General features: G+C 63.0%; 11 protein-coding genes. 5 read left to right on the top strand and 6 right to left on the bottom strand.

What is annotated here, in order from left to right; genetic code table 11:
- Positions 1–28: 28 nt before the first annotated feature.
- From V3H56_RS11985 to V3H56_RS11975, 3 genes are all read right to left on the bottom strand, one after another.
- Positions 29–1,213: a porin gene (locus tag V3H56_RS11985; protein WP_047737987.1), complete on the bottom strand. Its 1,185-nt coding sequence runs from the start codon at positions 1,211–1,213 to the stop codon at positions 29–31.
- A 344-nt stretch (positions 1,214–1,557) separates the two neighbouring features.
- On the bottom strand, positions 1,558–2,832 hold the full coding sequence (locus tag V3H56_RS11980; RefSeq protein WP_047737985.1) for a glucarate dehydratase family protein: 1,275 nt from the start codon (positions 2,830–2,832) through the stop codon (positions 1,558–1,560).
- Positions 2,829–4,226 carry an MFS transporter gene (locus tag V3H56_RS11975; protein ID WP_047737983.1) on the bottom strand — a complete coding sequence of 466 codons (1,398 nt, stop codon included), beginning with the start codon at positions 4,224–4,226 and terminating at the stop codon, positions 2,829–2,831. The genes V3H56_RS11980 and V3H56_RS11975 overlap by 4 nt, the downstream gene beginning before the upstream one ends.
- A 107-nt stretch (positions 4,227–4,333) precedes the next feature.
- Here V3H56_RS11975 and V3H56_RS11970 point away from each other — a divergent pair, with 107 nt between their 5' ends.
- On the top strand, positions 4,334–5,230 hold the full coding sequence (locus V3H56_RS11970) for a LysR substrate-binding domain-containing protein (protein ID WP_042731728.1): 897 nt from the start codon (positions 4,334–4,336) through the stop codon (positions 5,228–5,230).
- Between the two features lie 289 nt (positions 5,231–5,519).
- On the top strand, positions 5,520–5,954 hold the full coding sequence (locus tag V3H56_RS11965; RefSeq protein ID WP_047737980.1) for a nuclear transport factor 2 family protein: 435 nt from the start codon (positions 5,520–5,522) through the stop codon (positions 5,952–5,954).
- A gap of 56 nt (positions 5,955–6,010) precedes the next feature.
- Here V3H56_RS11965 and V3H56_RS11960 read toward each other — a convergent pair whose 3' ends face one another.
- Positions 6,011–6,934 (bottom strand): LysR family transcriptional regulator, encoded by a 924-nt coding sequence (locus V3H56_RS11960; protein WP_123578102.1) that lies wholly within the window; start codon positions 6,932–6,934, stop codon positions 6,011–6,013.
- Between the two features lie 126 nt (positions 6,935–7,060).
- Here V3H56_RS11960 and V3H56_RS11955 point away from each other — a divergent pair, with 126 nt between their 5' ends.
- Both V3H56_RS11955 and V3H56_RS11950 read left to right on the top strand, forming a co-directional pair.
- Positions 7,061–7,267, top strand: coding sequence for a 4-oxalocrotonate tautomerase family protein (locus tag V3H56_RS11955; protein ID WP_047737977.1), 207 nt, complete (start codon positions 7,061–7,063; stop codon positions 7,265–7,267).
- 494 nt (positions 7,268–7,761) lie between these two features.
- Positions 7,762–8,496 (top strand): SDR family NAD(P)-dependent oxidoreductase, encoded by a 735-nt coding sequence (locus tag V3H56_RS11950; protein ID WP_042732735.1) that lies wholly within the window; start codon positions 7,762–7,764, stop codon positions 8,494–8,496.
- A gap of 50 nt (positions 8,497–8,546) precedes the next feature.
- On the opposite strand, the gene V3H56_RS11945 is transcribed toward V3H56_RS11950, so the two are convergent.
- Together V3H56_RS11945 and V3H56_RS11940 are read right to left on the bottom strand one after the other, a co-directional pair.
- Positions 8,547–10,673 (bottom strand): TonB-dependent siderophore receptor, encoded by a 2,127-nt coding sequence (locus V3H56_RS11945; protein WP_338474682.1) that lies wholly within the window; start codon positions 10,671–10,673, stop codon positions 8,547–8,549.
- Positions 10,674–10,800: 127 nt separating this feature from the next.
- On the bottom strand, positions 10,801–12,195 hold the full coding sequence (locus tag V3H56_RS11940; protein ID WP_338474681.1) for a PLP-dependent aminotransferase family protein: 1,395 nt from the start codon (positions 12,193–12,195) through the stop codon (positions 10,801–10,803).
- Between the two features lie 128 nt (positions 12,196–12,323).
- Here V3H56_RS11940 and V3H56_RS11935 point away from each other — a divergent pair, with 128 nt between their 5' ends.
- A complete protein-coding gene (locus V3H56_RS11935) occupies positions 12,324–13,511 on the top strand; it encodes an MFS transporter (protein WP_338474680.1) in 1,188 nt (395 codons plus the stop codon).
- The last annotated feature ends 111 nt before the right edge of the window (positions 13,512–13,622 follow it).

The raw sequence follows: 13,622 nt of genomic DNA, 5'->3' as shown, positions 1-13,622 counted from the left end.
CACACACCTCAGCTGAAGAGGATCACCCTTACCAGGTGAGCACCGCCCCCACCGCAAACGTATCGGTGTCTTCATTCTGGGCACTGGTGTCGTGGCCGTTGATTTCGAACTGGTTGTACTCGGCCACGAGTTTGAGGTTGTCGTTGACGTCATGGAACAGCGCAATGCCACGGGTTTCATAATCGGCGCCGCTGCCCACCACCCCGTTGCCGTCGTCATCGGTCTTGCCGTAGGACAACGCCAGGCGGTTCTTGCCCAGCTTGTACGAGCCCTGCAACAGGTAGCCCTTGCTGTCGACATTGCGCAACGTGGCTTCGCCGGCATTGTTGGTGAAGAACGGGTTGATGCCCTTGGCCTGGAACCCCGAGCCAGTCAGCGACAAGCCCCCCATCTTGGCCTGCACGCCGTAGCCCAGGCCCTTGGAGGTCACCGACTCGACGTTGGAATCGGTATTGTCCGACGTCTGGTAGCTGCCGTTGAGCCAGCTGTAGATCTTCGCCCCGCCCAGGTCGAACTGGTAGGTGATCTCGCTCTCGGTGCGCGGGTTTTCCTGGTAGGCCTTGCCGGTGGCGCTGTTGTCGTTGGTGTCTACCGGGTCCATGATCCCCACCGCCACCCGCAGCCCCTCCATCACCGGCGTGCGGTAGGTGATCTGCGAAGTCGGGAACGGATACGGGTAACCGCTGCCGATATTGCCGAACGAGACCCCGCCGCCGTCCACCAGCCCCAGCGTATCGCTGACCTGGCCATAACCGGCCAGCAGTTCGTCCAGCAGGATGTTGGAGCGGGCAAACAGGCCGAAGTCCTTGCCGATCAGCACCTCGCCCCACTCCGGGTTGGCGACGGTGCCGTAGAACTGCCGCACGTCGATGGCGGTATCGGTGCCGTTGGTCTCGCTGTCGTTGATGGTCACCCAGAACGACGCGCGAGCGCCCAGTTTGAGGTCATCGACCTGCTTGCCCATGTTGAAGCCCAGGTAGTTGGGCAAGAACCCCATCTTCACCCGCGCCTGGCGCCGATCATACTGCTCCCCTGCCCGGTCCACGTCGCTGTTGACGTAGAAGGCGTTGATGTAGCCGTCAGTGGAAAAGGTGGTCTGGTCTTTGTCGTACAGCATGATTTCGGCTTGGGCCCAGGGCGCCAGGCCGAATGTCGAAAGACTGGCGATGACCGCAGGCAAAAAACGGTGGCGGGTATTTTTATTGTTGTGCATGGCGCGCTCCGCGACGTGGGACGGGATGTCGGAGGCGATTATCGAAAGGCTGTGGGCGGCGCCATACGCTGCCTTGGAGGCAATTGACGAGTGCTTTGGTGGCGCGGGTTTGAAGCGGCAGTTTGGGTGTAAGACTGCGATGCCCGCAGGTGCAATACTTCAGGCCCAACCCTGACCACCTGTGGGAGCGGGCTTGCTCGCGAATGCGGTGTGCCAGTCAATAGCGATATTGGATGTAACGGCCCCTTCGCGAGCAAGCCCGCTCCCACAGGTGGGTGTGACATGGCTGTTGTGGTGAGCAGGCTTGCTCCCGTTGGCCTGCGCAGCAGGCCGCCTTCTTGGACTCAGAACCTCGGCTTGACGGTCTTCCAGTCCGGCCGGTAGCGCTGCATCTGCCGCACGTCATCACGCTGGCGGATGCCGCAACTGAGGAACTGATCATGCAGCTTGCCCAGTTGATCGCGGTCCAGCTCCAGCCCGAGGCCCGGAGCCCGGGTGATCTTCACGCAACCGTCGACGATCGGCAGCTTGCCGCCCTTGATCACTTCTTCATCCGGTTCCTGCCAGGGGTAATGCGTGTCGCAGGCGTAGTCCAGGTTCGGCACCGCTGCCGCGACGTGGGCCATGGCCATGAGGCTGATGCCCAGGTGCGAATTGGAATGCATCGACACACCCAGGCCGAAGGTGCTGCACATTTTCGCCAGTGCCTGGGTATCCCGCAGGCCACCCCAGTAATGGTGATCCGCGAGCACAATCTGCACGCTGTCCAGCGCCACGCTGCGTCGGAACTCGTCGAAATCGGTGACCACCATGTTGGTCGCCAACGGCAGGCCGGTGCGTTTGTGCAGTTCGGACATGCCCTCCAGCCCCGGCGTCGGGTCTTCGTAATACTGCAGGTCATCGCCGAGCAACTCGGCCATGCGAATGGAGGTCTCCAGCGACCAGTTGGCGTTCGGGTCGATGCGCAGCGGGTAGCCGGGAAACGCCTGCTTCAGCGCCTTGATGCAGGCGACTTCGTGCTCAGGCTCCAGGGCGCCGGCCTTGAGCTTGATGCTCTTGAAACCATACGCCTGGATCATGCGCCGGGCCTGGGCGACGATCTGCTGCTCATTCAAGGCCTCGCCCCAGCTGTCTGGCGGGTAGGGCGAATCGATGTGCTCGGCGTACTTGAAAAACAGGTACGCGCTGAACGGGACTTCATCACGGATCGCACCGCCGAGAAGATCCACCAGCGGCACGTTCAGGTAATGGGCCTGGAGGTCCAGGCAGGCCACTTCAAAGGCCGAGTAAGCATTGCTGACCGCTTTGCTCGCATGGGAGCCCGGCGCCAGTTCGGCACCGGCGACACTGGCCGGCCGTTGCGCGGCGACGGTCGCCTCGACAATGGCCCGCAAGCGGTTGAGGTTGAACGGGTCGAGGCCGATCAACAGGTCCTGGAGTTGCATCTGGATCGCCAGGGCGGGCGCATCGCCGTAGCTCTCGCCCAGGCCGATGTAACCGTTGTCGCTTTCAATCTCGATGATCGAGCGCAGCGCGAACGGCTCATGGATGCCGCTGGCGTTGAGCAACGGTGGATCGCGAAAAGCAATGGGTGTGACCGTGACGCGTTTGATCTTCATACAGCGGCTCCCGATGGGCCTGGGTTCAAGGCTTGACGTTTTTCCGGCTGATCGGCGTCGGCGATGGGTTCGGGCCGACCGGACAATGAGTTGGGTGTGTCGCGCCCCGGTGAAGTGCGGGCGAAAAAGATCACCACGGCGGCGATCAGCGAAGTGATCGCCAGGCCATACAGGCCGCCTTCGATGGAACCGGTGGTCTGTTCCAGGAAACCGAAGGCCGTGGGCGCGACGAAGCCGCCCAGGTTGCCGATGGAGTTGATCAGCGCGATCACCGCGGCCGCGATGCGAGCGTCCAGATAGCCCTGGGGAATCGGCCAGAACAGCGCCGAGGCGGCCTTGAAACCGATCGCGGCAAAACAGATCGCGACGAAGGCGAAGACCGGCCCGCCCGTGGTGGACATGAACATGCCGAACGCGGCAATCACCAGCGTGACCGCGACCCAGGCCTGCTGGAACTTCCAGCGCCCGGCCAGGGCGGCGAAGCCGTACATCGCGACGATGGAGATGATCCACGGGATGGAATTGAGCAAGCCGACCTGGAAGTCCCCCAGGCTGCCCATCTTCTTGATCATGCTCGGCAACCAGAACGTGGCGCCGTAGATGGTCAGGGCAATGGAGAAGTAGATGAAGCAGAACAGCAGGATCTGCCGGTCGGCCAACAGTTTGAACACCGACGGTTTGATCACCTGGCTCGCTTCCCGGGCCCGTTGTTCCTCGGCAATGGCGGCGGTCAGTACGGCTTTCTCTTCAGCGGTCAGCCATTTGGCCTGGCTTGGGTGCGATTGCAGCCAGAACCAGACGAACCCGCACAACACAATGGAGGCGAAACCTTCGATCAGGAACATCCACTGCCAGCCGTGCAGGCCCAGCCCGCTGACGTGCAGCAGCGCACCCGACACCGGCCCGGAAATCACCGAGGCGATGGCCGAGCCACTGAGGAAGATCGCCATCGCTTTGCCGCGCTCGTTGGCCGGCAACCATTGGGTGAAGTAATAGATGATGCCGGGGAAGAACCCCGCCTCCGCCGCGCCGAGGATAAAGCGCAACACGTAAAAGCTGGTCTCGCCGCGCACGAAGGCCATCGCCATCGCCGCCGCGCCCCAGGTGAACATGATGCGGGTCAGCCAGGCCCGCGCGCCGTAGCGCTGCAGCAGCATGTTGGACGGGACTTCGAACAGCGCGTAGCCGACGAAGAACAGCCCGGCGCCCAGGCCATAGGCCGCTGCGCCGATGCCCAGGTCGGTTTCCAGGTGGCTGCGCACGAAGCCGATGTTGACCCGGTCGATGTAGTTGACGATGAACATCACCACCACCAGCGGCAGTACGTGACGTTTGACCTTGGCCGCCGCGAGCGCCAGGGTGCTCGCCGACGTGGAGTCCGGTACGTTGTTCAAGGGTGCCTCCCGATCATTGTTTTTGTGGGGAACGGGACGATGATGGACGCCGGGGATTGTTCCCGTCTAATCTAACTTGGCACTTGATTGATACCTGGATTGAATCAATGTTTGAACTGGCCCAACTGCGCTGCTTTACCACCGTGGCGACCGAACTCAACTTCCGTCGAGCCGCCGAACGCCTGAACATGACCCAGCCACCGTTGAGCCGGCAGATCCAGTTGCTGGAACATCACCTGGGGGTCGAACTGTTCACCCGCAGCACCCGCAGCGTGGCGCTCACCGCCGCCGGCCGGGCGTTTTTCCTCGAAGCCCAGAACCTGCTGGAACAAGCCCAACAAGCGGCCGTGGCGGCCCGGCGCTTCGCCCAGGGTGACATCGGCTCGGTCACCATCAGCTTCGTCGGCAGCGCGGTGTATGAATTTTTGCCCAAGGTGATCGCCGAAGCGCGGCTGAAACAGCCCCAGGTCAAAATCGTCCTGTCGGAGATGAATACCTACCAGCAGCATGAGGCCCTGCGCGCCCGGCGCATCGACCTGGGCATCGTCCGCTCGCCGCTACTGGAAACCGGCTACGCCACCGAATGCCTGGTGCGCGAACCCTTCGTGCTGGCGGTCCCGGCCGGGCACCCGCTGGCCCAGGCCGAAACCGTGAGTGTGCAGGACCTCGACGCGCAACCGTTCCTGATGTACTCCCATTCCGCCTACCCGCCGTTCAACGAATTGCTCACCGGCACGCTCCGCTCGGCCCGGGTGGCGCCGCAATACGTGCAATGGCTCGGCTCCTCGCTGACCATCCTGGCGCTGGTCAACGCCGGCATGGGCCTGGCCCTGGTGCCCCGGTGCGCCACCAGCGTGGTGTTCAAGCAGGTGGTGTTCCGCGAGATCGACCTGGGCGAAGGGGTGCAAAGCGAACTGCATCTGATTTGGCGGGAAGACAACGACAACCCGGCGTTTGCCATGTTGCTGGAAGGGATTCGGGGGGCGGTTCGCGAGGGGTTGTAAGCTCACTGCCAGGCAGCGGCCCGTGGCGAGGGAGCTTGCTCCCGCTGGCCGCGTAGCGGCCCCTGAGCGCACGCCAGAATGACCCGTGCGTCGGTGTCGCTTTTGGGGCTGCTTCGCAGCCCAGCGGGAGCAAGCTCCCTCGCCACGTTGGGGTCGTGAATCATTCGTTCATTTTTCCATTGCCGGTCTCTTGGCTATCCTGACACCGAAAGTAGTTGTACGATGACCGACGAGCGTAGTCAAAAACGCTCGTGACGTTCCTCATACCTACAAAAACAAGGAAACATCCATGAAGAAAGCGACATTGGTCATCAGCTTCCTGTGCCTGTTCAGCGGTTATGCGGCCACTGCTGCGGCGTCGGCCGAGCAGGATGTGGCCCAGGCCGTCGACCACCTGACCCAGGCCATGCTGCACAAGGACATCCCCCAGCTCCAGGCATTGGCCGCCGAAAACCTCACCTACGGGCATTCCAGCGGGAACATCCAGGACAAGAAAGCCTTCATCGCCGACATCGAGACCGGCAAGAGCGCGTTCAAGACCCTGGAGATGAAAAACCAGAAGATCACCCTCTCAGGCGACACCGCTCTGGTGCGTAATCATTTCTCGGCCCAGGCGATCAAGGGCAGCGACATCGTGCCGACCGAAATCGAGAACTTCCAGATCTGGCAGAAACAGAAGGACGGTAAGTGGCTGCTGATCGGTCGGCAGGCGTTCAAGTTCTGATGATTGGCCAGGTGCATGCATGAAGTGGGAGCGAGCCTGCTCGCTCCCACAGCGCCTCAGGTTTTGGCCCACTGCTCGCGGTACTGCAACAGGAAGTCGATGAACGCGCGCACGCGCTGTGGCATGTGTCGGCCGTGGGGATAGAGCAATGTGAAGGGCCGTGAGCGGCCACCCAATGGCTGCAGCACTTCCACCAGGCGCCCGTCCGCCAGTTCCTGTTCGACGATGAAGCGGTAGGTCTGGAACAGGCCCGCACCGTGCTTGGCCAGCGTCACACCGCCCAGTACATCGTCCGAACAACCGTAGTGGCCTTGGGCAAAGACCTCCCGGTCCTTGCCATCGACCTTGAACAGCCAGGAAATCCGTCGACCGCTGCTGGGCAATTCGAACTGGATGCACTCGTGCTCATTCAGGTCTTCGAGGGTCTGTGGGGTGCCGGCCCTGCGCAGGTAATCCGGCGCCGCGACCACCACCAGCCTCGCGTCTTCCAACTGCCGGGCGATCATCGAGGAGTCCGGCTGGGCCCGCACGCGGATCGCCAGGTCATACCCTTCGGCAACGAAGTCGATGTTGCGATTGCTCAGGTGCACGTCCACGCTGACTTGCGGGTACAGCGCCCGGAACGCCGGCAGCAACGGCAGGATCCGGTGGTGACCGTAGGTGGTGGGCAGGCTGATGCGCAATGGCCCGGCGGGCACCGCTTGGGCGCCCATCATTGCCTGTTGCGCCTCGATCAGTTGCGTCAGCGCCTGCCGGCATTGTTCGAAATAGGTCTTGCCGGCCTCTGTCAGGCGGATGCTACGAGTGGTACGCACGAAAAGGCGCGAGCCCAGGCGTTCTTCCAGGCGAAAGATCGAACGGCTCACCGCCGCCGGAGTGACACCCGCCACCTGCGCCGCCGCCGTGAAACTGCCCGCCTCGGCCGCCAGGCAAAACAGTTCTATGCTGCCCAGTTGCAGGTCTTCGAAATGCCGCTTCATGATTCGTTACACCGCGTATCAACTGAAGATTCCAGAGGCCTGTTTATCAGGCTGGCGCGTATAAATACAGTGGCCCCGGTGGCGCGGGAATGGTCCTGCGCCCGTGTTCATCAGCAGGAGTGCGAGATGCCCTTTGTCAATGTACGAATTACCCGTGATGGCGTGACACGTGAGCAGAAGGCCCAGGTGATCGCTGAAATCACCGAGACCCTTCAACGTGTGTTGGGCAAGGACCCGCACTTGACCCATATCGTGATCGAGGAGGTGGATACGGATAACTGGGGATACGCGGGTATGACGACGACGCAGTTTCGAAGTCTTCCAAAGGAGTGAGTCTGCTCGTGATGGCGGTCTAATTGAGTACCTACCCATTGCTGCGATAACGGTCGCTTTTTTTGAGACACCGGGAGCCAGATTAGCCAAAAGAAACCAAGAGCGTTTGCCCACCCCCCTGGTGCCTCGCCCAGACTCGGCGTGCCCGAGGCGGCCTTAAAGCCGACCTGGCTCGTTCGTGCCTGCGCGGGGCCCCTGTGGGAGCGGGCTTGCCCGCGAAGGCGACCTGACAGCCAGCCCATACTTCCAACTGCCCCGCAAGTCCCATTGCGAGAGCGAGCTCGCTCGCGAAGACAGTGGCACACCCAGCACTGATTCAACCGCTCCCACCTTCGCCACAGTTCGGTTGTGTGGATGTTTGGGATTGATTACATGAGGTATCAACTCAAGTACCAGAACCCTGATTTATCAAACCTGAGCGCATCAATACCCTGAGCACAACCCGCGCCGCTCCCGGCGCAGCGGTTCAATCAATGTGATCAGGAGTCGATTTCATGAGTATCAACAAAACCGTCATCATCACCGGCGCTTCCAGCGGTATCGGCTTGGGCTTGGTCAAGGCATTCCTGGATCGGGGCTATAACGTGGTGGGCAATGCCCGTTCTCAATCCGGGCTGGACGCCGCTGCGGCCCAGTTCAACCATGCCGACCGGTTCATTGGCGTGGCCGGTGATATTGCCGACCCGGCCACCTCTACCCGTGTCGTTGCCAAAGCCGTCGAGGCCTTCGGCGGTGTGGACGGGTTGGTGAACAATGCGGGTTTCTTTCTACCCAAGCCATTCATCGAGTACAGCCCCCAGGACCTGGAAGCGCTGCTGGACACCAACCTCAAGGGCCTCGTGTATGCCAGCCAGGCAGCGGCCGCGCACATGATCGGCCGTCGCCAGGGCTTTATCGTCAACATCTCCGCCTCGGTGGCGCTGCAACCCAATATCCAGGTGCCGGCCGCGCTGCCGGTGTTGATCAAGGGCGGGGTCAACCAGATGACCCGCGCCCTGGCCCTGGAGTTGTCGCCCCATCACATCAAGGTCAACGCCGTCGCGCCCGGGATCATCGACACGCCGATGCATGACCCGGCGCACCGTGCGTTTCTCGATAACCTGGCGCCGGCGGGTCGTGTGGGGACGGTCGAGGAAATTGCCGAGGCCGTGCTTTATCTGGCAGGGGCCGATTTCACCACCGGCGTGGTATTGCCGGTGGATGGCGGGATGAGCACGGGCAAGTGGTGAGCATCAACTGCCCCGCTGTGTGGGAGCGAGCCTGCTCGCTCCCACAGGGATCAGAGGGTGTAGGAGATGCCAGCCTGCACAGTGCGCGGTGCGCCTGGGTAGGCGTAGACGTTACCGAACGCACCCTCTTCATAATCGGCGTCGAACAGGTTCTTCACGTCCAGGTTCAGGCGGATCCGCTCGTTGACTTTGTAGTAGCCCAGCAGGTCCACCACCGTGTAGCTGTCCATCGAGAAGGCATTCGCCGCCGTCTGGCCGGCGCGTTCGTCAACGTACCGGGCACCGGCGCCCAGCCCCAGGCCCTTGAGGCCGCCGTCCTGGAATTCGTAGACGTTCAACAGGCTGAAGGTGTTCTTGGGCACGTTGAGCAGGCGGGTCCCGCTTGGGATGCTGGTGTCCTTGGTCACCTCGGCATCGACGTAGGCATAGCCACCGATCACCCGCCACGCCGGTGTCAGGTTACCGGCCACGTTCAGGTCGAAGCCACGGCTGCGCACTTCGCCGGCGGCCACGCTGAAGGTGGAGTCCAGCGGGTCAGTGGTGAGCACGTTACGCTTCTCGATCTGATAGACCGCCGCGTCGACGCTCAACTGGCGATCCAGCGCTTCCCATTTCACACCCATCTCGTAGGACTTGCCCTCTTCCGGCTTGAAGCCGCCACCCTGGCGGCTGGCACCGGTGTTGGGCTTGAACGAGCGGGCCGTGTTGGCGTAGACCGCCACGGTGTCGGTCAGGTCGTAGATCACGCCCAGCCGCGGGGTGACCGCGCTGTCGTCTTTGCTCCAGCTCCTGCCATTGGGCACAAACGTCTCGTACTCATGCTCGAAGCGCTCGAATCGCGCCCCCGCCAGCACTTTCAAGCGCTCGGTCAGCGCCACCTGGTCCTGGACGAACAGGCCAAGGGTCTTGAGGTTTTCCTGGTCGTCGGTGGGGGTGCGGGTCAGCGCCGGGCGGGGCTGGCCGTACACCGGATCGAAGATATCAATGGGATAGGCCCCGGTCCCGGCCGCGGAGCGCTGAATGATGGACTGGTAGTCGTAGTCTTCGTACTCGATCCCGGTCAACAGCGTGTGCTCCAAGCCGCCCGTGGCGAAATGCCCGGTGAGGTTCAGTTGCGTGTCGCGGTCTGTCCATTCCAGCTTGCGGTAGTTGAAATTGCGCCCCAGGGTACGGCCGTCGGCGGCGATGCCGTTGCCTTCGATGGCATTGCCCTGCAACGTGCCGTCCAGCCATTGGGTGCCACCGGCCAGGGTCCAGTCGTCGTTGAGCATGTGCTCGAAACGCACTTGCAGCATGTTGTTGTCGTTGTGCAGTTTGCCGGCGTCCTTTTCGCCGAAGAAGGTCTCGCGCGATGCCGTGCCACGCTGGCCAGGATAGTGCGTCACACCCCGGTCCAGCGGATGGTTGTTGCGCATGAAGTCGCCTTCGAACGTCAGGCGCGTGGTGTCGTTGAGTTGCCAGGTCACCACCGGGGCGACGCCGTAGCGCTCGGTCTCGACGTGGTCGCGGAAGGTATCGCCACCCTCGCCGATCACGTTCAAGCGATAGGCCAGCGTGCCCGCTTCGTCCAACGGGCCGGACGCGTCCAGCGTGCCGCGACGCATGCCTTGGTCATTGAGCTGGCTGCCGAGGGTCACCGTGCGCTCGGCCAACGGCTGCTTGGACACCACGTTGAAGGTGCCGCCGGGGTCGCCACGCCCGTACAGCATGGTCGCCGGGCCGCGCAGCACTTCCAGGCGCTCGATGGTGTTGGCGTCGGGCATGTTCGGGTAACCCCGGTTGATCGGGAAGCCGTTGCGGTAGAACTCCCCCGTGGTGAAGCCGCGCACGGTGAAGGTGGTCAGGCCCTGGCCGCCGAAATTGTTGGCCCGGCCCACGCCGCCGGCGTAGTCGAGGGCATCTTGCAGGCGTGTGGCGCCGAGGTCTTCGACGGCGTCGCGCGACACCACGGAGATCGATTGCGGGGTTTCATGGATCGCGGTGTCGGTGCGGGTGGCGCTGGCCGAACGGGTGGCGTGATAGCCCTTGACCGGTCCCTGGGGATTTTCATAGTCGCCAGCGCCGACGATGTCGGTGGCTTGCAGCTCCATGGACGCCGGGGCGACAAGGGGCTCATCTGCCCAGGTGGATACGGAATAAGCCTGCAGCACACACAGTGAAACGAGAATCCGACGCATCGATGCACAATCCTAAGGGAAAAACGCCAACCCGCTGGGGCCGGCAAGAATGTGTCGCGAAAGATACAGCAACTCATTCCTGTTTGATATGTATTCCCATTAACACCCTGCATTTCCCTGCGCATATTCAGTTATCGCGGTGGCTGAGGGACTCTTGCTCGATTCGCTGGAAAAACCGTTGCGCGCGAACGTCCTGGACAAAGGCCACGTTCAGCCGCAGCCAGTCACACGCCTCACCCGCCGGCATGAAACTGGAACCCTGGGAGAGTTGCACCTGCGTTTCCTGGGCAATCTGCTGCACCCGGTCGGCAGCCAGGTGTCGCGGCCGGGCCCACACGAACAGGCCGCCGGTGGGTTCGGCAAAAACCTCCCAATGCGCCTGGTCGAGTTGGCGAAGGGTGCTTGCCATCTGCTTGTTCAGCCGTTGGCGCAGGCGCTGGATCAACTTGCGATACGCGCCGTTGGCGAGCAACGCCGCCACGACGTTCTCCGCCAGCAGCGAGCAGCCGATGCCGGTCACCATCTTGACCTCGGCCAGCCGGTTGATGATGTCGGGCTGGGCAACCACGTAACCGACACGCAAGGAGCTGGACAAGGTCTTGGAAAAACTCGCGAGGTAGATCACCCGGTCCAGCCCGTCCAGGGTCGCCAGCCGGGACGTCACGCCGTTCTGGAAGTCGGCGTAGATGTCGTCCTCGATCAGCTTGAAGTCATGCTGGTTGGCCAGTTGCAGCAAGCGGTACGCCACGCTCGGTGCCAGGCTGGTGCCGGTGGGGTTCTGGTACATGCTGTTGAGGAAGAAATAGGCGGGTTTGTGCTGCTCCAGCAAGCGCTCCAGGTCCTCGATAGCCGGGCCCTGGGTGCCTCGCGCCACCGCCAGGGTCCTGACCCCGTGCAGCCTCAGCAGGTTGAACAGGTTGTAGTAGCCGGGGCTCTCCACCAGTACCAGGTCACCGGGTTTGAGCAGCGTGCGCACCAGCAGGTCAAGGCCCTGGCTGGCCCCCTGGGTCGTGAGAATCTGCGGCAGGTCGACGTGGATGTCGATCAGGTCCAGGCGTTTCTGAATGTGCTGGCGCAGCTCGACCGACCCCAGCGGCGTGCTGTAGTTGAACAGGGCGTGGTTGTCGCTGCGCACCACCTGGCGGATGGCCTGGCCCAGGTCGGTGTCGTCCCGCCAGGCGTCGGGCAGCCAGCCGCAGCCGAGCTTGAGCCGCGAAGACTGCGGCTCGAACAAGGCCCATGCGCCCTCCTCTTCGCCCACCGCCGGTTCCTTCGGGCGCGACACCTGGGGCGCGACGAAAAAACCCGACCCATGCCGGGACTCCAACACCCCACTGGCAACCAGTTGGTCGTAGGCCTTGATCACACACGCCAGGCTCACGCCGTTTTCCTGGGCCAGTTGCCGGATCGAGGGCATCCGGGCACCGGGGCGGATGCGCTGGCGCTTTATCCAGCCCAGCAACTGCGCCACCAGTTGCCGGACCATCGGCTCGGCGGCATTGCGATCGATGTTCAGGTCCATGGCACGCCTTTTAAGTGTTCGCTGTTTTTTGGCGAACAGTTAAACACAAAACGCCCCGGGCTGTTTCTTGTTCCTGGGGGAGTCGGCGGTGATAGTCCTCGGGACTTACGATTTCCTGAGGAACGCGCTTGAACGCACAGTATCGACACTCATGGGGGCTGGCTTTTGGCTTGTGCCTGATCACCCTGGCCGTGAACCTGCAGGCACCGTTGTACACCGCCTATGCGCAGGCTTCCGGTCATGGGGCCGGCGCCACGGCGGTGGCCTTTTCCTGTTATGTGCTGGGGGTGCTGCCGGTGTTGTTGGCCTTCGGCGGGATCGCCGACCGAGTGGGCCGCCGGCCCTTGATCCTGTTGGCGCTGGGCCTGTCGATGCTGGCGACGGTGGTCACCTCGATCTGGCCGAACCTGGTCGCGCTGGGCCTGGCGCGGCTGATGATGGGCGTCGGCACGGGGCTCGCTTCGGCGACCGCGACGGCCTACATGACCGAACTGATGATCGGCGGCGACACCCGCGCGGCTGCCAACCGGGTCACCGCCAGTACCTCGCTGGGCTTCGGCCTCGGCGCGGCATTGACCAGCCTGTTCCTGATCGTCCAGCACAGCGTCGTGCCCGGCAGTTTTTGGCTGCAACTGACCCTGGCGGCCCTGGCGATGGGCGTGGTCGTCCGGTTGCCGGACCCTGCCACGCGCAACGGCCATGCACCGCTGCTGCGCCTGCCGCTGTTTCCCGCTGGCAGCCTGCCCTACAGCTTTTCGATGCTGCTGGCCTGGGCCACCTCGGGGCTGGTCATCGCGATATTGCCATCGGTGCTGGCCGCCCACGCCTTGCAGCAGTGGTCGGGCCTGTCGACCTTTACCGTGATCAGTTGCGGGCTGCTCTTCCAGCCCTGGGCCCGCCGCCTGCCCCCGGCCCGGGCCACCGGCATCGGCTTGCTGGTGCTGCCCGTAAGCTATGCGCTACTGGCGTGGGGCGCCAGCAACGGTTCGCTGCTCGCGGTGCTGTTGGGCGCCCTGGGGGCCAGCAGCGCGTGCTACGGTTTTCTGTACCTGGGTGGGTTATCGGCGATCACGGCCATGGCCGGCCTGGAAAAGGCCCGGGTCAGCGCCGGTTTTTTCCTGTTCGCGTATATCGGTTTCAGTCTTCCGGTGGTGGTCACCGGCGTGGTGGCCGACGCGTTCGGCGCCGATATGGCGTTGATCCTGTTCGGGGTGGCGTTGATGGTCGGATCGTTGGTCACCGGGTGGGTGGTTGTTCGCAAGGTGGAACCTGTGGCGAGGGCGCTTGCTCCCGCTCAATTGAGTGACAATCACTGAAATGGGGCTGCTGCGCAGCCCAGCGGGAGCAAGCTCCCTCGCCACGGGATAAAGCTCGCAGCAAGGCTCGACACTGGCTTCGGCAAAGTCGTATACCATATCCCCAACTCC

The sequence above is a fragment of the Pseudomonas sp. MS646 genome (assembly GCF_036693845.1).
GTDB classification, from domain to species: domain Bacteria; phylum Pseudomonadota; class Gammaproteobacteria; order Pseudomonadales; family Pseudomonadaceae; genus Aquipseudomonas; species Aquipseudomonas chlororaphis_E.
The sequence above is the reverse complement of the archived record's forward strand: the minus strand, read 5'-3'. Positions and strand labels throughout refer to the sequence as shown.

Bases quoted from the DNA above. Each gene is read 5' to 3' on its own strand.
- V3H56_RS11985 (WP_047737987.1), bottom strand. From the start codon at position 1,213: ATGCACAACAATAAAAATACCCGCCACCGTTTTTTGCCTGCGGTCATC.
- V3H56_RS11980 (WP_047737985.1), bottom strand. From the start codon at position 2,832: ATGAAGATCAAACGCGTCACGGTCACACCCATTGCTTTTCGCGATCCA.
- V3H56_RS11970 (WP_042731728.1), top strand. From the start codon at position 4,334: ATGTTTGAACTGGCCCAACTGCGCTGCTTTACCACCGTGGCGACCGAA.
- V3H56_RS11965 (WP_047737980.1), top strand. From the start codon at position 5,520: ATGAAGAAAGCGACATTGGTCATCAGCTTCCTGTGCCTGTTCAGCGGT.
- V3H56_RS11960 (WP_123578102.1), bottom strand. From the start codon at position 6,934: ATGAAGCGGCATTTCGAAGACCTGCAACTGGGCAGCATAGAACTGTTT.
- V3H56_RS11955 (WP_047737977.1), top strand. From the start codon at position 7,061: ATGCCCTTTGTCAATGTACGAATTACCCGTGATGGCGTGACACGTGAG.
- V3H56_RS11950 (WP_042732735.1), top strand. From the start codon at position 7,762: ATGAGTATCAACAAAACCGTCATCATCACCGGCGCTTCCAGCGGTATC.
- V3H56_RS11945 (WP_338474682.1), bottom strand. From the start codon at position 10,673: ATGCGTCGGATTCTCGTTTCACTGTGTGTGCTGCAGGCTTATTCCGTA.
- V3H56_RS11940 (WP_338474681.1), bottom strand. From the start codon at position 12,195: ATGGACCTGAACATCGATCGCAATGCCGCCGAGCCGATGGTCCGGCAA.